This window comes from Viridibacillus sp. KH_047 (assembly GCF_057838945.1).
The window spans coordinates 2,611,394-2,635,886 of sequence record NZ_CM174479.1 but is presented as its reverse complement, the minus strand read 5'-3'; the positions used below and the strand labels follow the sequence as shown (position 1 = coordinate 2,635,886).

Annotated in this window: 21 protein-coding genes and 1 riboswitch; of the genes, 17 read left to right on the top strand and 4 right to left on the bottom strand. The window is 36.1% G+C overall.

The annotated features are described in order from the left end of the window. Positions 1 to 212 precede the first annotated feature (212 nt). From AC3IS5_RS13040 to AC3IS5_RS12995, 10 genes are read left to right on the top strand one after another with little or no spacing between them, the layout of a single operon-like run. Entirely contained in the window at positions 213 to 1,448 is a 1,236-nt protein-coding gene (locus AC3IS5_RS13040) for a M20 family metallopeptidase (RefSeq protein ID WP_489424806.1), read from the top strand. Further along, positions 1,441 to 2,547 carry a tartrate dehydrogenase gene (locus AC3IS5_RS13035; protein WP_489424805.1) on the top strand — a complete coding sequence of 369 codons (1,107 nt, stop codon included), beginning with the start codon at positions 1,441 to 1,443 and terminating at the stop codon, positions 2,545 to 2,547. Before AC3IS5_RS13040 ends, AC3IS5_RS13035 begins: the two co-directional genes overlap by 8 nt. Continuing rightward, positions 2,538 to 3,284, top strand: a complete 747-nt coding sequence (locus AC3IS5_RS13030) for an SDR family NAD(P)-dependent oxidoreductase (protein WP_489424804.1) — start codon at positions 2,538 to 2,540, stop codon at positions 3,282 to 3,284. Before AC3IS5_RS13035 ends, AC3IS5_RS13030 begins: the two co-directional genes overlap by 10 nt. Positions 3,285 to 3,305: 21 nt before the next feature. After that, positions 3,306 to 4,751, top strand: coding sequence for an aldehyde dehydrogenase family protein (locus AC3IS5_RS13025; RefSeq protein WP_489424803.1), 1,446 nt, complete (start codon positions 3,306 to 3,308; stop codon positions 4,749 to 4,751). Positions 4,752 to 4,772: 21 nt separating this feature from the next. After that, positions 4,773 to 5,804 (top strand): ABC transporter ATP-binding protein, encoded by a 1,032-nt coding sequence (locus tag AC3IS5_RS13020; RefSeq protein ID WP_489424802.1) that lies wholly within the window; start codon positions 4,773 to 4,775, stop codon positions 5,802 to 5,804. Beyond that, the gene (locus tag AC3IS5_RS13015; protein ID WP_489424801.1) at positions 5,801 to 6,838 is read left to right on the top strand and encodes an ABC transporter ATP-binding protein; all 1,038 of its coding nucleotides are present in this window, start codon (positions 5,801 to 5,803) and stop codon (positions 6,836 to 6,838) included. Before AC3IS5_RS13020 ends, AC3IS5_RS13015 begins: the two co-directional genes overlap by 4 nt. Positions 6,839 to 6,874: 36 nt before the next feature. Then, positions 6,875 to 7,864 (top strand): P1 family peptidase, encoded by a 990-nt coding sequence (locus tag AC3IS5_RS13010; RefSeq protein ID WP_489424800.1) that lies wholly within the window; start codon positions 6,875 to 6,877, stop codon positions 7,862 to 7,864. A gap of 33 nt (positions 7,865 to 7,897) precedes the next feature. Continuing rightward, positions 7,898 to 9,436 (top strand): ABC transporter substrate-binding protein, encoded by a 1,539-nt coding sequence (locus AC3IS5_RS13005; RefSeq protein ID WP_489424799.1) that lies wholly within the window; start codon positions 7,898 to 7,900, stop codon positions 9,434 to 9,436. A gap of 15 nt (positions 9,437 to 9,451) precedes the next feature. Then, the gene (locus AC3IS5_RS13000; protein ID WP_489424798.1) at positions 9,452 to 10,393 is read left to right on the top strand and encodes an ABC transporter permease; all 942 of its coding nucleotides are present in this window, start codon (positions 9,452 to 9,454) and stop codon (positions 10,391 to 10,393) included. A gap of 10 nt (positions 10,394 to 10,403) precedes the next feature. Next, on the top strand, positions 10,404 to 11,228 hold the full coding sequence (locus AC3IS5_RS12995) for an ABC transporter permease (RefSeq protein ID WP_340707253.1): 825 nt from the start codon (positions 10,404 to 10,406) through the stop codon (positions 11,226 to 11,228). Positions 11,229 to 11,257: 29 nt separating this feature from the next. Here the strand turns inward: AC3IS5_RS12995 and AC3IS5_RS12990 are convergent, their stop codons facing one another. Then, on the bottom strand, positions 11,258 to 12,913 hold the full coding sequence (locus tag AC3IS5_RS12990) for a PucR family transcriptional regulator (protein WP_489424797.1): 1,656 nt from the start codon (positions 12,911 to 12,913) through the stop codon (positions 11,258 to 11,260). Between the two features lie 147 nt (positions 12,914 to 13,060). On the opposite strand from AC3IS5_RS12990, the gene AC3IS5_RS12985 reads away from it, so the two are divergent. The 3 genes from AC3IS5_RS12985 (at position 13,061) to AC3IS5_RS12975 (ending at position 16,256) form a co-directional block, all read left to right on the top strand. Continuing rightward, positions 13,061 to 14,521, top strand: a complete 1,461-nt coding sequence (locus AC3IS5_RS12985) for a CoA-acylating methylmalonate-semialdehyde dehydrogenase (RefSeq protein ID WP_489424796.1) — start codon at positions 13,061 to 13,063, stop codon at positions 14,519 to 14,521. Between the two features lie 26 nt (positions 14,522 to 14,547). Further along, a complete protein-coding gene (locus AC3IS5_RS12980; protein WP_489424795.1) occupies positions 14,548 to 15,906 on the top strand; it encodes an aspartate aminotransferase family protein in 1,359 nt (452 codons plus the stop codon). A 224-nt stretch (positions 15,907 to 16,130) separates the two neighbouring features. Beyond that, positions 16,131 to 16,256 carry a hypothetical protein gene (locus AC3IS5_RS12975; RefSeq protein WP_489424794.1) on the top strand — a complete coding sequence of 42 codons (126 nt, stop codon included), beginning with the start codon at positions 16,131 to 16,133 and terminating at the stop codon, positions 16,254 to 16,256. A gap of 183 nt (positions 16,257 to 16,439) precedes the next feature. Here AC3IS5_RS12975 and AC3IS5_RS12970 read toward each other — a convergent pair whose 3' ends face one another. Then, positions 16,440 to 17,474 carry a PTS sugar transporter subunit IIC gene (locus AC3IS5_RS12970; protein ID WP_489424793.1) on the bottom strand — a complete coding sequence of 345 codons (1,035 nt, stop codon included), beginning with the start codon at positions 17,472 to 17,474 and terminating at the stop codon, positions 16,440 to 16,442. A 206-nt stretch (positions 17,475 to 17,680) separates the two neighbouring features. Between AC3IS5_RS12970 and AC3IS5_RS12965 the strand changes: the two genes are divergently transcribed. Then, positions 17,681 to 18,121, top strand: coding sequence for a hypothetical protein (locus tag AC3IS5_RS12965; RefSeq protein WP_489424792.1), 441 nt, complete (start codon positions 17,681 to 17,683; stop codon positions 18,119 to 18,121). A gap of 139 nt (positions 18,122 to 18,260) precedes the next feature. Here the strand turns inward: AC3IS5_RS12965 and AC3IS5_RS12960 are convergent, their stop codons facing one another. Continuing rightward, on the bottom strand, positions 18,261 to 19,166 hold the full coding sequence (locus AC3IS5_RS12960; RefSeq protein ID WP_489424791.1) for an EamA family transporter: 906 nt from the start codon (positions 19,164 to 19,166) through the stop codon (positions 18,261 to 18,263). Positions 19,167 to 19,523: 357 nt separating this feature from the next. Here AC3IS5_RS12960 and AC3IS5_RS12955 point away from each other — a divergent pair, with 357 nt between their 5' ends. Both AC3IS5_RS12955 and AC3IS5_RS12950 read left to right on the top strand, forming a co-directional pair. After that, positions 19,524 to 19,709 carry a hypothetical protein gene (locus tag AC3IS5_RS12955; RefSeq protein ID WP_489424790.1) on the top strand — a complete coding sequence of 62 codons (186 nt, stop codon included), beginning with the start codon at positions 19,524 to 19,526 and terminating at the stop codon, positions 19,707 to 19,709. Positions 19,710 to 19,944: 235 nt separating this feature from the next. Continuing rightward, positions 19,945 to 20,046, top strand: a riboswitch (purine riboswitch). Between the two features lie 181 nt (positions 20,047 to 20,227). Then, positions 20,228 to 21,124, top strand: a complete 897-nt coding sequence (locus AC3IS5_RS12950; RefSeq protein WP_489424789.1) for a 5'-methylthioadenosine/S-adenosylhomocysteine nucleosidase — start codon at positions 20,228 to 20,230, stop codon at positions 21,122 to 21,124. 382 nt (positions 21,125 to 21,506) lie between these two features. On the opposite strand, the gene AC3IS5_RS12945 is transcribed toward AC3IS5_RS12950, so the two are convergent. Beyond that, positions 21,507 to 22,097 carry a DUF402 domain-containing protein gene (locus AC3IS5_RS12945; RefSeq protein WP_489424788.1) on the bottom strand — a complete coding sequence of 197 codons (591 nt, stop codon included), beginning with the start codon at positions 22,095 to 22,097 and terminating at the stop codon, positions 21,507 to 21,509. A gap of 736 nt (positions 22,098 to 22,833) precedes the next feature. On the opposite strand from AC3IS5_RS12945, the gene AC3IS5_RS12940 reads away from it, so the two are divergent. Continuing rightward, positions 22,834 to 24,186: a lysozyme inhibitor LprI family protein gene (locus AC3IS5_RS12940; RefSeq protein ID WP_489424787.1), complete on the top strand. Its 1,353-nt coding sequence runs from the start codon at positions 22,834 to 22,836 to the stop codon at positions 24,184 to 24,186. Positions 24,187 to 24,493 lie beyond the last annotated feature (307 nt).

Here is a 24,493-nt window from a genome sequence, read left to right as displayed (position 1 = left end):
TCTTAAATTCCTTCATATTTGAATTCCCTAATTATATACAAGTAGAGATAAGACGTTTTGTCTAATCTTGAATAAGAAGTACACACATATTGTCCAATTAATAGAAAACGTTTTCAAAATATAATTAATATCAGAATGTTCATAATTGTTATTTAGTTTATATTCACTTTCCTTATGAACATTTGAAAAACAATAAAGAAGGGGAGATTACAATGAATTTAAAAGTAGAAAATGAGACGTATTTACGAGATCGAGAAGCTGTCATTCAATTAACACGGGAGCTAGTCCAAATTCCAAGTGTATATAGAGAAGGTATTGCAGATGCAAATGAAACAAAAGTAGCGTTATATGTAGCCGAATATTTAAAGAATATAGGCGTTCAAACACATATTGAAGAAGTAGTACCTGGTAGACCAAATGTTATTGGTATCATTGATTCAGGTAAACCTGGTAAAACACTTCTTTTTGAAGGGCATACGGATGTTGTAACAGAAGGAAATGTTGATGCTTGGACGTACGGTCCTTTCAGTGCTGAAATTGTTGATGGGCGGATGTACGGAAGAGGAACGAATGATACAAAAGGTAACTTGGCGTGTATGATCACAGCTGTTCAATCGATTCTAAAAGATAAAGAAAAGTTTTGTGGAAAAATCATTTTGTGCATTCCCGTTGATGAAGAAGGCATGATGCTTGGCATTAAGCACTTCATCAAACAAGGTTGGGCAGAAGGTGTAGATGGGGCTATTATTTGTGAACCTCAAGAAAATAATGTCTCTATCGCTCAGCGAGGGGCAATGCGCATTAGAGTAGACGTATACGGTAAGATGGCTCACGGGGCAATATCGTGGAGTGGCATTAATCCAAATTGGCGAATGGCAAGACTAATTGTAGAACTCGAAAAACTTGAGAAGGAAGAGCAAGAAAGATTAGGGGAAGACCCATACTTAAAATGGCCTTCTATTACGCCTACTATTCTACAAGCACCCGTAAAAGGAGATGCTCAGATTAATGTTATTCCTGATCATTGTATGATGACACTCGATATTCGTACCGTTCCACAACAGGATCATGATGAATTATTAAATAAGATTAATGAAATTATCATGAGATTAAAAAAAGATGACTCTGATTTTAATGTAGAGTTAACGATTTTAGATAACCGACCATCTACATTTACAGAAAAAGATAATCCAGTTGTTCAAGCGGTTTATGATGCTGTCAAAGAAGTGACAGGAGAAGAACCAATTTATAATGGGGTACCTGGAGCGACAGATGGTACGTTTTTACACATGCATGGTGTGCCGATCATTACAATTGGGGCAGGAGATAGAGAAATTCCACACCAAATCAATGAGTATGTAGATATAGAAGAATTAGCAGTTACAACGGCTATTTTTAGAGATGCAGCATTACGCTTTTTAAAGGATGGTAGTATTGTAAATGACTGAATTTAAAATTGCTGTAATTCCTGGAGATGGTATCGGTGTTGAAGTAATGGCGGAAGCATTAAAAGTGTTGTCTATCCTCGAAGAACATGAACAGGATTTTGTATTGCATAAGGAAAATTTCGATTGGAGTTCGGATTATTATTTGGAACATGGCAGAATGATGCCGGAGGATGGGCTTGTCACACTACAAAGTTATGACGCTATTTTATTTGGCGCAATAGGTGATGCTAGAGTACCAGATGACGTAACAATTTGGGAATTAATAATGCCAATTCGTAAGCAATTCCAACAATATGTAAACTTTAGACCTGTGAAATCATTACCGGGCATAACATCACCACTTAGCAATGGGGATGATATCGATTTTGTCATCTTCCGTGAAAATGCAGAAGGTGAATATTCAAATAGTGGTGGTCGTATGTTTGAGACTCAAGATTCAGAGATGGCCATTCAAAATACCATTATGACTACAGCAGGTATTGAAAGAATCGTAAAAGCTGCATGTGAATATGCAGAGAAAAATGGTAAGAAGAAAGTAACGAGTGCTACAAAGTCTAACGCAATCATCCATTCTATGAAACTATGGGATGAGCATGTTAAGAGAATAGTAAAAAATGAGTATCAAGACCTTGAATTAGAATCGGTTTATATTGATGCTCTTGTTGCATATTTTGTACAACGACCACAATCATTCGAAGTTGTGGTCGCTTCCAATTTATTTGGTGATATTTTATCAGATCTTGGCTCTGGGATTGTCGGTGGATTGGGTCTTTCTCCTTCTGCCAACATTAATCCAGCAAAACAGTTTCCTTCTATGTTTGAACCTGTTCACGGATCTGCACCGGATATTGCGGGGAAAGGAATCGCTAATCCAATTGCACAGGTGTGGTCAGCAGCTTTAATGCTTGACCATCTAGGTAGAGCGGATCTTTCGGAAAAAATTATTAATGCGATTGAATCGGTACTCCTTGAAGGGAAGATAAAAACAGCTGATATTGGCGGAAAAGCAACAACCGAACAAATGGGTTCAGCCATCTCAGCGAAAATAATAGAACAATATGCCATTAAAGAAAATGAGGAGTCGAAAATATGGACTTAAACAATAAAGTAATAGTTGTGACAGGTGCTGGTGGAGGAATGGGGAAGGCAATTGTTTCTCAACTCCTCGAGTTAGGAGCTTACGTTATTGGGATTGATTTATCTACGGATTCATTACAATCAATTCAACATCCTAATCTTCAGACGCATGCAGCGAGTGTCTTAGATGAAGAACAGATTTCTGAAATTTTCTTTCAAGTTCACAAAGACTTCGGCAAAATAGATGGTTTGGTAAATGCGATAGGCATTGCTCAAGCAGCAACGCCTATTGAAGAAGTGACATTGAGTCAATGGCATAAACTCATGGATATTAATGCGACTAGTCTTTTCATTTCATGTAAAGAAGCAGTCAAATATATGAAACCTAATCGTCAAGGTTCAATTGTCATTATTGCCTCGATTTCAGCTGTTAGACCTCGACCGGGTTTACAGTCGTATATTGCTTCAAAAGGGGCAGCAGAAAGTTTTTCAAGAGCGATGGCAATCGAATTGGCGCCTTATTCTATAAGAGTAAATACCATTAATCCAGGGCCAGCGGATACTAATATGTTAGGTCAATTCGCTGCCAAAGATGCTGATATCAGCACAGTAAAAGAGGAAGTATTTAGAAAAAGTGTTCCTCTTGGTGAATTAATTGAACCTGAAGATATCGCTAACGCAGTGACTTACTTATTATCAGATCGCGCGAAAATTGTAACAGGGGCTACATTGAATGTTGATGGTGGCAGAGGTCTGTAAAGAAGAGAGGTTGTGAAGAAGATGAAACGGATACCAATGTTAATCAATGGGGAATGGATTGGTGACGATTCTAATGAGTGGTTACCAGTCTTCAATCCATCCAATGGTGAGCTGATTGCTGAGATAGTAAAAGGTGAAAAAGAACATGTGGATGAAGCAGTGAATGCAGCCCAAGTGGCATTTGAAAGCAATGAATGGAAAAAGGTAAAGCCTTATGAACGAGGGCAACTGTTAGTAAGACTTGCAGCGCATATTAGAAATAATGCTGAGCAATGGAGTAAGTGGGAATGTGAAGATGTAGGGAAACCTATTTCACAAGCCAAAGCTGATGTAGAAGCTGCCGCTAGATACTTTGAATTTTACGGTGGAGCAGCAGACAAAGTGATGGGAGACACGATACCAATTGAAGAGGGGATATTAAATGCGACTGTCTTAGAGCCTGTTGGTGTGACAGCACATATTATCCCATGGAATTACCCTCTTCAAATTACTGCGAGAAGTGTTGCTGCAGCAATTGCTACAGGGAATGCGGTCATTGTAAAAAGTGCAGAAGATACACCTCTTACAACACATGCAATTGCAGAATGGTTTGCAGAAAGTGAGTTACCTAAAGGGATATTTCAGCATGTGACAGGTCTAGGTGCTGATGTCGGCGGACCTTTAGCGGGACATCCAGGAATTCAACATATTACTTTTACTGGCTCCGTTAACACAGGTATTTCTGTAATGAAAGCCGCTGCAGAAAACGTCGTACCCGTGACACTAGAGCTTGGCGGTAAATCTCCAAACATCGTATTTGCTGATGCTAATGAAGAGTTAGCGCTAGAAGGTGTAGTTAGAGCTATTATTCAAAATGCTGGGCAAACATGTTCAGCGGGATCTCGATTACTTATTGAAGAGAAATATAAAGAGCATTTTTTACGTAAATTAACATCAAAATTTAACGAATTGACGATTGGCCCTGGTGTTAATGACAGAGAAATTGGCCCAATTTTAAATAAAAAACAATTCGAACAAATTATGAAAAAGATACAGGATGCAAAATCAGCAGGGAATATAATCGCTGGTGGAGAATCTATTACTATTAGCGGTTCTGAAGATGGCTATTATATTCAACCAACAATTATAGACGGGCTGGACAATACACATCCACTAGCGAAGGAAGAGATTTTTGGACCAGTATTAACAGTTTTCACTTTTGCAACAATTGAAGAAGCAATAGCATTGGCGAATAGCACGGATTATGGACTGGTCACTGGTATTTGGACTCAAAATATCGACGTCGCTCATTATGTCGCATCCAAGGTGAAATCTGGCCAAGTATTTATCAATAATTACGGAGCTGCAGGTGGAGTCCAGATGCCTTTTGGTGGGTATAAAAAAAGTGGAATTGGAAGAGAAAAAGGTTTCATCGCATTAAGAAACTATACTCAAGTGAAAAACATAGCAGTGAAGTTTTCTATTTGAACTTAAAATTGAGGTGAACTTATGGAAAGTCCACAACTGCACATAGAGCCTTCAAAAAGTACTGATGATCAACTATTAGAAGTTAAAGGGTTAAAAACATATTTCCATATAGGTAAAGGTAAATTAGCTAAAGCAGTAGATGATGTAAGTTTCGCCATAAAAAAAGGTGAAACTGTTGCGTTAGTTGGGGAATCTGGTAGCGGAAAAAGTATCACATCCTTGTCCATTATGAGGCTCATTCCTAGTCCTCCAGGTGAGATTGTAGAAGGTTCTATATCCCTTGAAGGGAGAGATTTACTTACATTGTCAGAAGATGATATGACGAAAGTTCGAGGGAATGAAATCGGAATGATTTTCCAAGAACCGATGACCTCTTTAGATCCAGTTTTTTCGATTGGAAATCAAATCGTCGAATCGTTAATGAAACATCAAAAATTGAAGAAAAAAGAAGCATACAAAAAAGCTGTCGATTTATTGAAAATCGTTGGATTTGCTAGAGCCGAAAAAATTATTAAAGAATATCCGCATCAATTATCAGGTGGAATGAGACAACGGGTTATGATTGCCATTGCAATGTCCAATAACCCGAAGCTACTCATTGCAGATGAACCGACAACAGCTCTAGATGTTACGGTTCAAGCTCAAATTCTTAACTTAATGATTGATATGAAAGAACAATTCGGATCCTCAATATTACTCATTACACATGATATGGGTGTTGTAGCCGAAACAGCGGATCGAGTGCTTGTCATGTACGGAGGGCAAATTGTTGAAGAGGCACCGGTTAGAGATCTCTTCTTGAAAACTAAGCATCCCTATACAACAGCGTTATTAAGGACTATTCCAAATATTGATGTGGACTTAAAAAGGTTAGAATCAATACCTGGGAATGTACCTCCTGCACATTTATTTCCAAAAGGCTGTCGCTTTGCGGCGCGATGTACACATGCTATGACAAAATGCCAAGAAGAAATGCCTCAACTTTTAGAGTTCGAGAATAACCATAAAGTTAGATGCCACCTCTATGCTAGTGAAGGGGGGACTGTTGAATGAACGAGAGAGAAAAAATTCTTGAGATAAAGCATTTAAAAACCTATTTTCCGATTAAAGGTACTCTATTTAAAGGTAAAGCAGGACTTGTAAAAGCAGTCGATGATATTAGTTTTGATGTATTCAAAGGTGAAACTTTAGGAATTGTAGGAGAGTCAGGATCTGGTAAATCGACTTTAGGAAGAACCATTCTACGTTTAACTGAACCTACTGATGGCGAAATTGTTTTTGAAGGAAATCATCTAGAACATTTAGGCAGTCGTCAACTACAAAACCATCGTCAACATATGCAAATGGTTTTTCAGGACCCTTTCGCTTCATTGAACCCTAGAATGCGTGTAGAGCAACTTGTAGGAGAGCCTATAGCTGTTCAGAAAATCTTATCAAAAGCTGAAAGAACTAGAAAAGTAGAGAACTTAATTGAAAAGGTAGGCTTACCAAAAGAAGCGCTCGCAAAATTCCCTCATGAATTTTCAGGAGGACAAAGACAGCGCATTGGCATTGCGAGAGCATTGTCGATGAATCCGAAATTTATTATTGCAGATGAGCCTGTATCAGCACTCGATGTATCTGTGCAATCGCAAGTGTTGAATTTAATGTTGGATCTACAAGAAGAATTCAATTTGACTTATTTATTTATTTCTCATGACTTAAGTGTAGTGAAACACATTAGTGACCGTGTGGGTGTTATGTACTTAGGAAGAATTGTTGAAATTGGACCTAAACATGATATTTATAATAATCCGCTTCACCCATATACTCAGGCATTACTATCTGCAATTCCTATTGTAAATTTCGAAAAGAAAAGGGAAAAAATTCAGCTAAGCGGAGAGCCACCAAGTCCCTCTGATCCTCCAACGGGATGTGCGTTTCATACGAGATGTCCAAAGGCGTTTGATCGTTGTAAAGTTGAACGACCTGAACTTATTCATAACGAAAGCGGACAGCAAGTTGCCTGCCATCTATATTCACAAGAAGATAATAAAAAGCTTTTGAATGCAGAAAGTAAGATTCTGGAATTATCTAAACAAAATTAATTGAATATTTAGAAATATTATCAAGGAGGCGTATACATGAGCTTTGGCAATATAACAGATGTACCGGGTATTAAGGTCGGTAACGTAGAAAATGTAGAAGCATTAACAGGTTGCACGATTATCCTTGCAGAAGATGGGGCTGTTTGTGGGGTAGACGTACGAGGCTCAGCTCCAGGTACTCGAGAAACGGATTTGCTTGATCCTATTAATAGAATTGAAGAAGTACATGGTATTTGTTTATCGGGAGGAAGTGCATACGGTTTAGATGCTGCATCAGGTGTTATGCAATACCTTGAAGAACAAGGGATTGGACTTGACGTTGGTGTCGCTAAAGTGCCAATCGTTCCGGGTGCAGTGCTTTTTGATTTACAAATAGGTAGTCCAACTATTCGCCCTGATAAGCAAATGGGGTACGAAGCGGCCTCGCAAGCCAAGAAGGGAGCTTTCCCTTTTGGAAATGTGGGAGCTGGTTGTGGTGCTACAGTAGGTAAAATTACTGGACCGGAACATTGCATGAAAGGTGGTTTAGGTAGTACTTCAATTGAATTAGACAATGGTTTCGTTGTAGGTGCACTAGTCGCTGTTAATGCAGTTGGAGATGTCAGGGATCCGCTGACGAGAGAAATACTAGCAGGTCCAATCGATGCTAATACTGGGCTTATTATAGATAGCCTTAAGTTTATAGAAGAAAATTTATCAGGTAATGCATTACCCGGATCTAATACAACAATTGGGTTAGTAGCAGTCAATGCAAAATTGACTAAAGCAGAAGCAAAAAAGGTTGCCCAAATAACTCAAAATGCCTTAGCTAGAACCATTTTCCCAGTGCATACTATGCTGGATGGAGATACTGTTTTTGTGCTAGCTACTGGAGGAAAGTCTTATCCAGTAGATTTCGTGGGCAATATGGCAGCAAAAGCGATGGAAGAAGCTATTATCATTGCTATTAAAGAAGCAAATGAAGTTGAAGGAGCACCAAGCTATAAAAGCTGCAACAGCAAAAAGAAATTAGAAATGCCGACATAAAATATCTTTATTCAAAGAGGGGGATATTTGAACATGAAGAATACAAAGAGGCTAATGGTTGTCGCAATGATTTTTGTCTGTATGTTTTTAATCAGTGCTTGTTCGGGTGGAAAAGAAAGTGGCGGGAGTAGTTCAGGCGAAGGAAAAAAACAAGAAATCAAAGTAAGGGTAAATGATGATCCGGACTTTCTTGACCCGCATTTAGCGACGGCATCCATTTCATTTCAAATGATCTTAAATATGTTCGAAGGGTTATTTGCTCCAGAAACAGACGGATCATTAAAACCCGCAATTGCTGAAAGCTATGAATTATCAAAAGATGGTTTGACTTATACATTCAAAATCAGACAAAATGTGAAATTCCATAATGGTAACGTCTTAAAAGTAGATGATATCCTTTATACATTTGAGCACTTAATGGGGACAAAGAATGGCAAGCCTCTTTCAGGTAACTTTGGCAATGTAGAATCTGTTAAAGCTCCTGATGAGTCAACAATTGTCATTAAGTTAAAAGAGCCAAACTCTAATTTCCTTTATTCTTTAACAGCTTTACAATCTGCAATCGTACCTAAAGATAATGATGGCAAACAAAATGAAAATCCAATTGGAACAGGTCCATTCAAATTTGTAAAGTACACACCAGGTTCTAATTTAGTATTAGAAAAAAATGCAGATTATTGGCAAGAAAATAAACCGTATCTAGATAAGGTAACGTTCGCATTCCAATCAGATGATAACTCTGCAGTAATGAGTTTGATAGCTAAAGAAGTAGATATAACAGGAGTTCGTGGACACCGACTATCTGAGGTTGAAAATGATTTTAACATTAGCCACCAAAATAACAACTCAGCATTAATCATTACGTTCAATGAAGAAAAAAAGCCATTTAATGATTTAAAAGTCCGTCAAGCTATCAATATCGCAATTAATAAACAGGATGTTATTGATTCTGTTTATTCTGGATACGCAACTCGCCTTGGCTCTAATATGAGTCCAGCAATGGGAGATTACTATCTTGATGGATTACAAGATGTCTATGCACGTGACATTAACAAAGCTAAAAAGTTATTGTCTGAAGCAGGCTATCCAAAAGGTTTTAAAACAAAAATCACAGTATCTTCTCATAATGATATGTACTCAAATATCGCTCAAATTGCTGCAGAGAACTTAAAAGAAATAGGCATCGATGTTGAGATTGAAGTCGTAGAGTGGGGAATTTGGCTAGAGCGTGTGTATTTTGGAAGAGATTATGAAATGACAACGATTGATTTAACAGGAAAACCGTCAGCATATGAAATTTTAAATGATTATATATCTACAAATGACAAAGAAAACTTCTTCCGATTCAACAATAAAGAGTTTGATAAAGTCATGGCCGCTGTATTAAAAGAAACGGATCAGAAAAAACAAATTGAGATGTATAAACGTGCTCAAGAAATATTAAGTGAGCAATCTACTGCAGTATATATTGCTGACTATCAAGTACTATGGGCTGCAAATAAAAAAATTGAAGGACTAAAAAGTTATCCATTCTGGTTCCACGATATGTCAGAAGTAAGATTTACTGAATAGAGGGGAAGAAGAGCCATGGCCTATATCATCCGAAGAATTATATTATTTGTTGTGACAATGGCAATTGTATCTTTTATCACTTTTGCAGTTTTTCAAATTTTACCTGGTGATCCGATTCGTACGATGTTAGGAACAGAGGCGGATGAAGTGCAAGTGGAGACACTGAGAAAAGAACTCGGCTTGGACCGACCGCTTTATGTTCAATACTTTGACTGGGCAAAAGGTTTAGTTACAGGTGATTTAGGCGAATCGATCAGATTTTCTATGCCAGTAAAAGAATTGCTCATGGATCGCTTACCGGTCACGATTTCATTAGCTGCGATTACACTGCTCATTGTAATAATTGTGGCTATCCCTTTAGGTATTTTTGTTGCTAAAAGACAAAATAAAATGAGTGATGTTGTATTTTCTTCCATCACTCAGGTAGGGATGGCTATTCCTTCTTTTTGGTTGGGAATGTTATTAATCTTATACCTGGGAATGAATTTCAGTTTCTTCTCAATCAGTGGATATGTACCTTGGACTGAAAGTATAACAGGAGCATTAGGTGCCATATTATTACCTGCACTGACAATTGCTATTCCTCAAATCGCTGTAAAATTCCGCTATGTTAGGAATGCGATATTGGAACAGTTAAGGTTGGATTATGTCCGTACAATTCGTAGTAAGGGAATTACAGAAAAGTTTGTAATGTATAAGCATGTTTTAAGAAATTCGATGATTCCAATATTAACGATATTCGGATTAATAACAGCTGAAGTTGTAGCAGGAACAATTATTGTAGAACAAGTTTTTGCTCTACCGGGAATTGGTCAATTATTAATCACTTCGATTGGCTATCGTGATTTTCCGTTAGTACAAGGAATTGTTATGTATATTACATTTGTCGTAGTATTTATCAATTTCTTAGTAGATATTTTATATTCTGTCTTAGACCCAAGAATACGGTTAAATTAAGGAGGTCCATATGAAAACATTAATGGGTAATGCTAAAAATATTAATTTAATAATTGGCCTCCTCATTTTGATATCTTTTTTATTATTAATGATCGTGAGTTTTTTCTATACGCCACATGATGTGACTGCTATGAATGTCGCCAATAAGTTAAAGGGTCCAAATAGTGAGAATTGGTTTGGAACCGATGAATTCGGAAGAGATATATTCAGTCGCATTATGAAAGGTACTCAAACAGCCTTTTTTGTAGGCACATTAACGGTAACAATAGGTGTTGTCTTTGGAACACTTATTGGTGGGATAGCTGGATATGTTGGTGGCTGGGTAGATGAGGTTTTCATGAGAATCATGGATGCTTTAATGGCTTTTCCAGGGATTATTCTGGCATTAATGCTAGTAGCTGTGTTTGGTTCAGGCATTGTCAATACATCGATTGCACTTGGATTAATCGCCATTCCTAGCATCGCTCGAATTGCTCGGAGTGGTTTTGTACAACACAAAGAATACGAGTATGTTTTATCAGCAAAGTTAATCGGCGTAAAACCATTCAAAATCATGTTCCGTCATATACTACCCAATGTTTCGTCACCTTTGATAGTAGCGGCATCTGTTAGTTTTGGTGTAGCAATGCTGGCTGAAGCTGCACTAAGTTATTTAGGACTAGGGGTTAAACCACCAGATCCTAGTTGGGGACGGATGTTAAAAGACTCTCAAGCTTTTTTGAAAAGTGCACCATGGTACACATATGCGCCAGGCATTGCCATTACATTCATGGTATTAGGGTTTTATATGTTAAGTAATGCAATACGAGATATTTTAGATCCAAGGTCAAACTAATCTTGCGAAAATAATAAAACCGGTTTTCTCTAAATGAGAAAAACCGGTTTTTCTTCGTTATTATTTTGTTTAAGCAGTAACTGATAGGCTTTAATAGCTACCTCAAGTGCAAGACGGTTGGTTGGTTCCATGAAATTTGAACCAAGAAGTGTTTCTAGTTTTTCTAATCTATTATACAACGTTTGTCTTACGATAAAGAGACGATCTGCTGTTTCATTCTTAACCCCGTTACATTCTAAATAAATGCAAAGTGTTGTAAATAAATCACTTTCATATTTTTGATCATAGCTTAAAATAACGTCTAAATAATCATGAACGTAGTTTTCAAGTTGTTTACTCTCAATTAACAATAATAGCAGTCTATTGATACCAATATCATTATAGAAATAAGTGTTGACAATGTCAGATTTTTTCAATGTAATGACTTTCTTTGCTTCTACATAACCTTCTCTTATTTGAGCTATATCCTTATATACTCTACTCACGCCAAACTTACATTCATCGCCGCAAAGTGTACTTGTATCTTTCATATCCTTGATATTTTGTATGATTTGTTCAAATCTATCAGTTTTCTCTTTCAAATGATCTGCTACTATAAACGATGCAATGACCGTTATTTCGGTCCTTTTAGAAGAAACAGCTGGAAAAAATCCAAGCCTTTTGAAAATGGAGCGTACTAACATTGAGCGTTGCAACTTCATCTCTTCCCAGTCTTCTTCAATAATATTGATCTCTGCAGAATCTAACTGCATAACAAAAATTCTAAAGTACATATTGCGACTTGCAGCTGGTAAATAAGTTTGTAGGTCATCTTGTTCATAGTCTCTACCTTTTATAAGGTTTTGTACAAGTTCATCTTCCATGTTTTGTTTTCGTTCTTGAATTGTTCGATTGCGTAAAAGGATTTGTGCAATGGCAAGGGCTGCTCGATCTAAAATAAGAAAAAAGAACTCATTTGACATCGGTTGTTGTACTTGTAAGCAGAGATGCCCCCAAACTTGTCCTAGTCCTTTAATCGGCATAAGAGCAAATGTTTCATTGGAAAGAGTAAAATTTCTTTGTACTGTCATATCAGAAGGTGATTTTTCTATAAAAGCACGAATAGACGTTTCTAACTCTTTTATTTCAGATGGGTAATAATATGATTTTGAATTATCCGTGATAAACAAAACACCTTGTCGGAAGTAATGATTCAATTCTTGGAGAATTTTCAAGATTCCGTTAGGGCTTAATGAAAGATCGGTAAATTTTGTGGACAGCGTATCAAGTTGGGAAAGCCATTGGTGATGTTGGTTAATAATTAACGTATGTAAATCTTGAGTAATGTCGACAAAACGTACAACCTCTTCAAAGATAATCAGAGGAAAATCATGTTCATCCGCTAATTTTATAAGCTCATTAGGAATTTTTTTAAAATAAGGACCGATTTCAATACACATACCAGCGGCGTTTTTTTCTATTAAATTTTCTAAATACCTGAGTTGAGTTGTAAGGTCGAGTTGAAGGCCTACACCAGTTGTTAATATTAATTCTCCACCATTAATAAGTGTTTCAAATTCCTTTATTTCTAAAATATGAGACCACTTCACTTGATTATTTAAGCCTTTTGAACCTGCTATAACTTTTGCTGATTTAAACGATTTTCTATCTAATATGTCTTTTATGGTTAAAACAAATTCCATCATTTCAATAGCCCCCCAAAAAGTAAAAAAAAATCTAACATGAGTGTACTTTATGTAAAGTGTAACTATTCTAAATAATATGTAAAATAAATTATGAGGTTAATTGTTAATAACGTCAACTTTAAAGAAAAGTAGAATAGGAGGACAAATATGAATAAGGTAATTACTGATAAGAAAACGCTTTCAAATTTTATTAATGGACAATGGGTAAAATCGTCCACAGAAAACTACATTGAAGTGCCAAATCCTGCAACTGGTGAAATATTAGCAGAAGTTCCAATTTCAACTCAACAAGATTTGGAAAAAGCAGTTGAGGCTGCAAAGCAAGCTTTTACTAAATGGAAGAAAGTTGCAGTTCCTCAGCGTGCTAGAATCTTATTTAAATATCAACAATTATTAATAGAGAACTGGGATGAACTAGCGAAAATTATAACAGTTGAAAATGGTAAAAACTATACCGAAGCATATGGCGAAGTACAACGAGGAATTGAGTGCGTAGAATTTGCAGCAGGTGCTCCTACACTAATGATGGGCTATCAGTTACCTGATATTGCAACAAGTATTGAATCTGGTATGTATCGCTATCCTATAGGAGTAGTAGGGGGGATTACACCGTTTAATTTCCCGATGATGGTACCATGCTGGATGTTCCCGCTAGCAATTGCGAGTGGCAATACATTCATCTTGAAACCTTCTGAAAGAACGCCGCTTCTAGCTAATTTCCTTGCAGAATTGTTACATGAAGCAGGTCTGCCAGCAGGTGTATTTAATCTTGTCCACGGTGCTCATGATATCGTGAATGGCATTCTTAGTCATCCAGATATTCCAGCGGTGTCATTTGTTGGATCACAACCGGTTGCAGAATATGTCTATAAAACTGGTACATCAAATGGTAAGCGAGTTCAAGCACTTGCTGGAGCTAAAAATCATACAATTGTTTTGCCAGATGCAGATATGGACTTAACTGTAACGAACATTATTAACGCCGCATTCGGATCAGCAGGAGAAAGATGTATGGCTTGTGCAGTTGTCGTAGCAGTAGGTGACATTGCAGATGAACTAGTAACAAGATTAGTAGAGGAATCAAATAAGTTAACAATAGGTGACGGTTTGAAAGAAGGAATCTTCCTTGGTCCGGTCATTCGAGATTCCCATAAGGATCGAACAATCCAATATATTGAATCTGGCATTGAAGAAGGTGCAACGCTATTACGAGATGGTCGCAATGATCAGCCTTCTGAAGGTGGTTATTTTGTTGGACCAACAATTTTTGATCATGTAACACAAGAGATGAAAATCTGGAAGGAAGAAATCTTCGCTCCTGTTTTATCAATTGTCCGAGTAGATACATTAGATGATGCAATCTCATTTGCAAACAAATCTGATTTTGCAAATGGAGCATGTATTTTCACTGATAGTGCAAAAGCTATTCGTCAGTTTAGAGAAGAAATTGATGCAGGGATGTTAGGTGTCAACCTCGGTGTTCCAGCTCCGATGGCATTTTTCCCATTCTCAGGATACAAAAAATCATTTTATGGAGACCTACATGCGAATGGTCGTGATGGAATTGAGTTTTACACACGTAAAAAGATGCTAACAGCTCGTCATTAATTCTATTATAGAAGGGAAGAGAATGCATGGAATCTGTAAAACAACCAACTCAATCTTTAGTTGAAAAAGATCTTCAAAATGTTTGGCACCATATCTCAGCCTACAATGAAAAAAATCAGCCTATGATCGTCGATAGTGGTGAAGGCGCATGGATCATTGATCACAATGGCAATAAATATCTCGATGGTATGTCTGGGTTATGGGCTGTAAATGTAGGGTATGGTCGTGAAGAATTGGCACAAGTAGCATATGATCAAATGAAGAAATTAGCATATGTGCCGATGACGCAAAGCCATGAACCAGCAATCGAGCTGGCAGCTAAGTTAAATGATATGCTTGGTGGAGACTATATGTTCTTTTACTCGAACAGTGGCTCTGATGCAAATGAGGTAGCATTTAAAATTGCTCGTCAATATCACCAGCAAAACGGTGAAGGAGCGCGCTTTAAATTTATCTCTCGTTATCGAGCTTATCATGGTAGTTCAATGGGGGCACTGTCAGCTACAGGGCAAGCGATTAGAAAATATAAATATGAACCACTTTCACACGGTTTTTTACATGTAGCACCACCAGATAATTATCGCCGACCAAAAGGGCAATCGATTAAAGAATACAATCTCCAACGTGCCCAAGAACTCGAAGATAAAATTATTTGGGAGCAAAAAGAAACAATTGCAGGAATTATTATGGAGCCGCTTATTACAGGTGGTGGTATTTTAATCCCACATCCTGTCTATCTTGAGAAGGTTCAAGAAATTTGTAACAAACACGGGGTACTCCTAATTATTGACGAAGTAATCTGTGGATTTGGAAGAACAGGCAAAGCGTTTGGGCATCAGCATTTTAATTTAAAACCGGATATTATTACAATGGCAAAGGGCCTGACTAGCGCCTATTTACCACTCTCAGTGACAGCCGTTCGAAAAGAAATTTATGAAAAGTTCAACACGGGAGAAGAAAATAGCCATCTACGTCACCTCAATACATTTGGAGGAAATCCAGCGGCATGTGCAGTGGCGTTAAGAAATATCGAAATTATGGAGAGAGAAAACTTATTCGATCGCTCCGCAGAACTTGGTGATAGACTACAAAAAGAGCTGAAAGAATTAAGTAACCATCCATATGTAGGCGATATTCGCGGACTTGGATTCCTAATAGGAATTGAAATGGTAGAAGATAAAATAACGATGGAACCAGCAACTAACGAACGTGTATTGAAAATTGTATCCGATTGTAAGGCAAATGGCTTAATCATTGGTAAGAACGGGGATACAGTAGCAGGCTATAACAACATCCTAACGATTAGCCCACCCCTATCTTGCACAGATGAGGATCTCGAGTTTATGATAGCTGTTCTTAAAAAAGTTTTTAAAGAGAATGAATAATATGTAACCATAGAAAGCCACTCCTCTGAAAATTGGAGTGGTTTTTTTGTGGTTTGATAGGGGGGAGTTAGGTCTTGGGGATTGTTGCTACTGGGAGGGTGATTGGCGCTACTCGGGGAGTGATTGGCGCTACTCAGGAAGATTAGCGCTACTGGGAGAGGAATTGGCGCTACTCGGGGAAGGATTAGCGCTACTCGGGGAAGGATTGGCGCTACTGGGGAGGATTGGCGCTACTCGGGGAAGGATTAGCGCTACTGGAGAGAGATTGGCGCTACTGGGGAGGATTGGCGCTACTCGGGGAAGGATTGGCGCTACTGGAGAGAGATTGGCGCTACTGGGAGGGGAATTAGCGCTACTGGGAGGTGATTGGCGCTACTGGGAAAAGAATTATCTCTACTCAAAGATAAATTATCCATACTCACCACTCTCACCAACCTGAAATCAAATAGCAACATTCTATTTATTCACAAAATAACTAATCCTATCAATCTAACAAAATGCCATGTGAGAAATATTCTTCACATGGCATTAATTTATTCAATATGGATTTTATAATCTTCAGATTTTATCATTTTAAGATTCGTTGAGAAGATGCGAATCAAGATAACGTTTAAAACGGTTGGTATGACGAAGAACATTGCAATCATGACTGTAATATTCGAAGTCGTCCAGCCATCTGGTGTTAAGTTGATATAGTTTAATGGTCCAATAAGTCCAGATAGACCAAACCCGGCGCTCATAGATGTTCCTTGTACATTTAATACGCCAGCAAGAGCTCCTAATATGGCAGCTGTAATAAGCATTGGAAAAGCTATTTTTGGTTTCATAAAGAAGTTACGCATTTGAATTTTAGGTGAACCAAGTACGTGAGCTAGTGCTGTGCCCAATGAATTTGATTTATAGCTAGCAATACATAGACCAATACCTGCTGAAACAATACCCAAATTGGCCGCCCCAGCGCCGATGCCAGATAGCATAATGACAGTTGCCACACCTACTGTTGAGAGTGGAGACAAAATGAGTACACAGAAAATAACAGCGATAATTGCTCCCATAAGAATAGGCTGAAGATCTGTTACGTGTTGAATTCCTAACCCAATAATTCCTGTTCCTGCATTTACATAAGGTAAGATCAAGTAACCAAATAAACCAGGAAAGAAAATAGTTAAAGTTGGAAGTAAAAGAATTGTGTAATCTTTTAACTTTGTACCAATATATTTAACAAAAAGTACAGCTAAACCTGCTGTAACACCTGTGTTTAAAACGACACCAATACCTTTTAATGTCATAACACTTTCATTTATTTGCACTACTCCACTACCAACAACAGCTGCTAAGCCGATACTAGCTGTCTGGATTGGTGTTAATTTAAATGTCATACCAACAGTAACACCAATCATTATTGGTAACATACTCATCACTAAAACGGATATATCTAGTAATTGTTGTAAAGCTGGAAAATGTGGAATGAGTAGTTTTAATAGTTCACCTACAAGAGCGTTTGGTATTAATGATACAACAATTCCAATGCTCATACCTGTTAACAGCTTATTAATGAATTCTTTCAAGAAAATCTTCCTCCAGTAAAATCATAATATCATTATAGTTTATCGCTTTAAAGTGACGAAGTAAATGGAAAATTCAATATTGTCACTTAAAATGTTTTGGAAATATAGTCAAATGAAGTTTTGAAAGACGTAATATTTTCTATGGAATTGGGAAACATAATACAACTACGGAAAAACTTTTCATACCTTTAAAAGGGGATAGTGTAATGAAGAAACTTTTAATGTTGTGTTGTATTATGTTCGTTCTAACAGGTTGTATGAAATCAAATAATGTAATTGAGTTAGGCAATATCACTGAGGAAGGCGATGTAGTTGTAAAAAAATCGATTGAAACTGAACCGAAATATAATGAATTAATGGAGATTTTCAATAATGGTACAAATTTAAAATTAAGCGATGAAGAAGTGAATCGTTTACCATATCAATATATTCAATTTAAGGATAGAACGCAGAATCTAATTGTAGTGAATTATAATATGTGGTTAGATGAGGAAAATGAGCGTATTTTATATTCGGATTATGTAGCGAGAGTACCTCTTTACTATGTAATCGAAGATGAGGAGTACAACAAGTTATTAGATGTATTTGAAAAAGATAAGATGCAAACCTTTGCCGACCAATATGAAGATTTTGATCAACCATATTAAAAAAGGAACTGTCTAATAAGTCGAATTTCGACTCATCGACGTCCCATTTTGAAAATCAAGAATGCTGATTTAACTGCATTCTTGATTTTTTATTGACTCCTTTTTAGAAAGCCTACTACTACTGAAATTACTGTTTATTCTAAGCATCCGCAATTCCTAATAAAACAATCCCCAACATTACAACAGTAATAACAATATATTGTTTTGGCGATAGTTTCTCTTTTAAGAAAATACGTGAAAGAATGATAGAGAAAATGCTATAAGATGCGATCATTGGAGCCGCTATTATCGCATATGATGACATGGCAAATACATAAAAGAATTGACCGATTGTCTCTAAAATTGCTGCACATGCTTTGTCACGTTCTTTGAAAATAGAGAAAGTCTCTTTTTTTATTACTTTTAAATAAAAATAAGAAATAACTGCACAGATGAAAAATGTATATTCATAAGCAAGTAATGCAGCATCTTCAGTCATTAATTTTAGCTCATCTAAATAGACTGCATCAGCAAATGTACCAGCGCCATCAATCAAAGCATAGGCAATAGGGAACATAATCGCCATAAATCCAAGCTGATATTTTTTGTCGATTTCGGTATTGTTTAATCGTAATGTTGCATTTTCGATTTGTTTTTCAACTACTGCGATACCAATAACGCCAAGTGAAATAATGATTATTCCAAGAATATGTAATATATCGACTGGCTGTGGGAAGAAAATGAAGACAAGAACAGCTGTAATAGCACCAGATGAATTTTGTACAGGAGATGCGATTGATAATTCTAAGTAACGTAACCCAATGTAACCAATTGTCATAGATAAAATATAAAGAGAAGAAACGGGTAAATATTTTAGCATGTCGGAAGGACGGAATGTTAAACCTTCATACAGCATATAGCCAGTTGCATGGATACCCATCACAAGACCGACCATGACGACAATTTTTAAATGACTGTATTTATCCTTGCTGTCTGAACCTTTTTTATAAAATAAATCTGCACCACCCCACGCTAGGGCAGTTAGTAAAGCGAAGAAAAACCACATAAGAGTGCTCCTTTAAACGGGATTTATTTGACCGGGTCGTAATGATAATTTCCTATACAAATATATATGGATGATCTTTGTGAATAATACCGGTTCATATACTGCTCTTGCAGTCAAAATATATTCTAGTAATGTGGAGATAAATAGTAATGGAGAATAAATAGAGAGTGTGGTTATATGATTACTCCACTAAAATATTGTATCTTTTTGATGAGCATTTTTGTTGTATTAGTAAGTTGTTCAAGAGGTACACATAATCTGACTGCAAAAGAGCTATTGAAAGAGCATCCAGATATAGATATTTTGTAATATCAAGATATTATTTATTCAAAAACAGAAATAATTGAGTTTGAAGCTGTGAAAGGTGAACTTTTAGGTGAAATCAAAAAGCGCAAAACTTCAGGCTCATTTTATAAAGATTTTTATGCGAGTAAATTGGATAAAGGGACTAAGATATTTGCAGTAGGGGATGATAATACCTTCATGCTGATTGTAGAAGTGGGCAGCGAATTCATTTATTATCAAGCATTATTGGAAGGATAAGGTGGATTGGCATGAGAATGTGAAAGTTTGTTTTTAAACGAAGCAGGAGAGTTTAAGAAAAGGTGGTAAAATAAGCGGAATAGTATTAATCGTTAAGGATAATTTGTTTTTCACCAATAATGAGCCCCCTTTTTTCTCTATTTCCCGTAAAAAAGCGAACATTAAGTTGCTTTATAAGAAAAATATTCAGGTTTTTATTGTACATCTATTATAAGTTTGCTATATTAAAAAAGTAATAATCTTAAATATCATTACTCGTATATACTCGGTAATATGGTCTGAGCGTTTCTACCTGGTTCCCAATGAGAACTGGACTACGAGTTAAAGTATTCGGCTGTTCGGCTTGTTGGCCGCTGCCATTTTATGATTAAGCAAAAACATCATTTTTTACTTAATTATCTATACCTTGACTTTGTAGGTCTAGAAGGTAGAAATCACTCTACATTTTCTAGACTTTTTTCTTTAGACCAAATCTTCCAGTGTAACAAACACAACAAGAGAAAAAGGAGAGATTATTTATGAAAAACAAAAGGTTACCAAAATTCGCTTTATTAGTAACGATTACTGTACTGTTATTATCAATACTAGCAGGATGTAATTCAGCTTCACAAAATGAATCTCCACAAAATGAAGCTGGACAAAAAAATACCCAACAGCCTATTATCGTTCAAGGGCCAATGCCAATAGAAGCTGAAAACTTTGCAAAAAGGCTAGAAAATGTTAAAGAGGAAAAAATAGGTAATTTTGTATTTTACAAAGGAACAGTGGACAATTATCCTGTCATCGTTGCTAAAACAGGTAAAGGAATGGAAAATACAGCAGCTGCTACAGCAGTGGCCGTTGAAAGATATAACCCTATAGCAATAATCAATCAAGGAACAGCTGGCGGACATGATCCGAATTTAAACGTATTTGATATTGTATTAGGAAAAAGAGTTACAAACATAGGTGCATTGAAAACAGAAAACATGAATGAAAACCAAGGAATTGATCCAACTAAATGGATACCTATGGATTTAATGGCTTCTGAAGGAAGTGCAGGAGAAGATCCTAATGCTGAAAAAATCCGGTACTACGAGGGAGACAAGGATTTACTCGCAGCTGCTAATGCAGTAAAAGATAAATACACTAAGGGTAAAGTTGTCGAGGGTACTATAGGTTCAGCAGACCTTTGGAATAATGAAGTTGATCGAATTAAATGGTTCCATACTAAGTATGGTACATCTGTAGAAGAAATGGAAGGTGCCGCAGCAGCGCAAATGGCCCAAGCTTACGATGTAGCATTCTTGGGTATTAGAGTATTGTCAAATAATAAAACCAATGGTGGTAAATACAACCCAGATACAGCATCAGCAAATCAAGAATATGTTTATGAAGTAGTTAAAAAATATATAACTACGTTGTCAAGCAAATAATATAGAATAACAGATTAGCACCAGTTCCATTTTTAACTAAAAAATAATTGATTCCCATCTCTTATCTCGGGTTCGACTATCTGTAGTTAAAAGAAGTGCCTCCATTTTCGAAGGCTTTAGTTGAGGAACTATAGCACTGTTTACGCAGTTCTTTTTTATTGGACTAACAAGGTGCGTTGGTTCAATATTCGATTTGCGAAATATAAAAATAAAACCAGAGTCTATTCTATGCATTTTGTAGAATAACTCTGGTTTTCTGTTGGGATTGATACGCGCGCTTGTAAGGGTCACTCATGCCGATTGATACGCATACTTGTAAGTATCAACGAAAAATTATGATTTTGTGAAGAGTGCTATGTATTTGAATTTAAGAAATCTTAAATTATTTTAAGTTTAGTGTAACCGTATCGTTCAAATGAGACTGATATTTATTAACCATTTGTTTTAACCAAACAACAGGAAATTGATCTTGATTTAATTTATTTAGTATGGAAATGAAAGAATTCATTGCTTTTTCATACTGATTAGAAGATAAAATGTTATTCGAATAAGCATAATGGAACTCGTCCATATCAAGCACTTGATAGGCTACGTGTAGATTCACTGTAATATCCAAAAATAAATCATGCACACAATACACATTCTCTTCAATTTCCTCAATATCTACAATATCGATTAACCACCAGCTATACTTTTTCTTATGACCTAAAGAGAACTGCAATCCACTTTCGATACAATAGATGATAATGAAATGATCGTCAGAAGCTTGGGGTGGTAATTCTATCAATGTATCTTGGTCATGCTGGATAAATCGATTAGTGTCCTCCTCTTTACAACGCTTTATATTCATTTCTAATGTTTGCTTTTTTATGTATTCAGTGTTCTTTTTGATTGTAGGAGCATACGATAAACCGCCATGTTCTCTCCCTACATTATTCCAAAAAATTTTAATGTCCTTATTAATGGGAAACACCACCTTATATTTCTATAAATTTTTTAGGCTCTTTCAAAACAGTGTTTCATGCTGCAACCAGCTATTTTATTTGATTTGTTCATGAGGCTATTATTTTGTTTAATTGCCTCATCAACGAAAACCCAATTCGATGTAAATTGTTAAGAAATCGCTTCTTTATTAATCAATTCACCAAGATAATAGTACGACGTGTTCTTGTCATACTCGTCTACCCCAGGAAGTTTAATAAACTCCAATGAACTTATAATTTAATACGGTTGAAACAAATATAAGTTCCAATTTTAATTAATTTTTTTCTGGATTTTCAGTTTCTTCATCAACCTGTGCTGTTAGTAAAATAATTTCAACAACAATAATATCGTAAACCCTTATTCTTAGATCACTTCATATCCCAAGGCTCTGTTAAGTTACAGGATTGAATTTACTATTATAAAATACTAAAGAGACAGTTACCGAAGTGAAAAAAGGGTAACTAGAAAAAAATTCTTACTATACTTTTCGCTAATTAATAAATAATGTTTATGTACGATATTTATTATAATTTTGTTAAGTTATTATTTTTTTATTATATTTATATTTTAATATAGTATTTTTGTGTGATTCATAGTATTATTTTAAGGCTTTTGTTGGGAAGGAATGGATTTATATTGTTTAAATTGTAACTCGGTATTCGTCTGCAAGTATATATTTGGTATAGATCCTTAAAAGTCTTACCGAGTTAATTAGGAGAGATAAAATGACGAACATTAATAAATATTTGATTATTGCTGGTAGTATTTTATTTGTGATTACTAGCATAGGAATTGCATTTGTATTCTATAGTGATTCAAAAGAGAGTATAAAGGAAGAAGCACCAATTATGGAGGAAACCACAATAGTAAAAGAAGCAATTGTGGAACCAACTGAAGAAGAAATAAAAACTTTACTAGCTGTGATTACAAAATCTATTTTTAAAAAATCTGAGGAAATGGATGTAAAGTATGATGTCGCTAGGACTGGGATGACCGAAGATATTTATAAGAAGATGACCCCAACTCTACGCCAATATGCTACAAAACAGTTTGTTGAAGGTAAATTAAAAAAGACTATTTACGAACTATGTTACGGATGTGAAAATATATTCTTACCGGGCGACCCACAATATACTAAAATTGAAGTAAAAACATTAGGGCTCAATCATATACAGGTAATAGCAAATATTGATGATGCTCTATCCGGCTTCGTACGGGAAGACATTAGCGAATTAATGTACGAAGATGGTGCATGGAAGTTACATGATTATACACGCGGAAATAATATAGTAGAAAAATCAGTAGAAGAAAAGACAGTACCAAAAGAAGTACAAGCTATTGAAACCACTAATCCTTACAAGCAAAAATTAATTAATGTTGAGAACCTAGTAGCAACATATACAATGGGTAATTCAGGAGTCACAACGGATATTTTAGAAGAGTTAAATCAAAAATATATTGCATGGGATAATTTGTTAAATGAGCTTTATGGGGATATTAAAAAGAACCTCTCGACAGAAAAATTTAATGAACTCCGTTTGAATCAGCGAAAATGGATTAAAGAGCGAGATTCAGCAGTAGAAGAGGCAGGTTTAGAAAATGAAGGTGGGACAATGGCAAGTATAGATAAAGCAAATAAGCTTGTAGAATATACGAAAGCTCGTTCCTATGAGCTTGTGGAGCTTTATTTGTCAAAAAGTTTAGAGCAAACATCTACAAAACAAGAACCCATCGTAACACCAAACTTTAATAAGTACATTGGAGAGTGGGAGAGTAATAGTAATGTTATAGAAAATGGTGGTATGTCTTTAAATCTTAGTAAAAGAGATAATCAGTTTATTGTTAAAGTTTTTGAACATACCTATAAAGGTCGTGAAGTTAGTGATTATTCAGTAACTGTATCATTGGACAATCAGGGATATGCGGTATTTTCATTTAATGATGGTTATGCAGGAGCTACTGGTAGCGGAACAATACAATTAAAAGATAATAGCATTATACTATCACGTACTATTAACTCTGATGGTCCAATATATTCACCATTTGAAGGAACACAAGTATATAACTTAACGCGTTAATTAAATTTCACATTATAAAATTAAATAATCTACTCTATAAAAAATAGCGAATGGATCGAAAAGATTCGTTCGCTATTTTTAGTGCGCCTAGAATGGACGTAATCTATAGGGTGTAAGTCCCGAACCGCGAAGGCAGAAGTAGTGGTTAACCATGCAAAAGGGTGTCCGTGGTGACGAGGAATCTGAAGGAAGTGGGTGGAAAATCTCAGGTCTGACGAACACGAACTTCATAGAAGGCTAGGTATGATTGGATGAGTATGCATAACAACACAAAGTCCTTTCTGTTGAAGGGCATTTCAAGTAAATG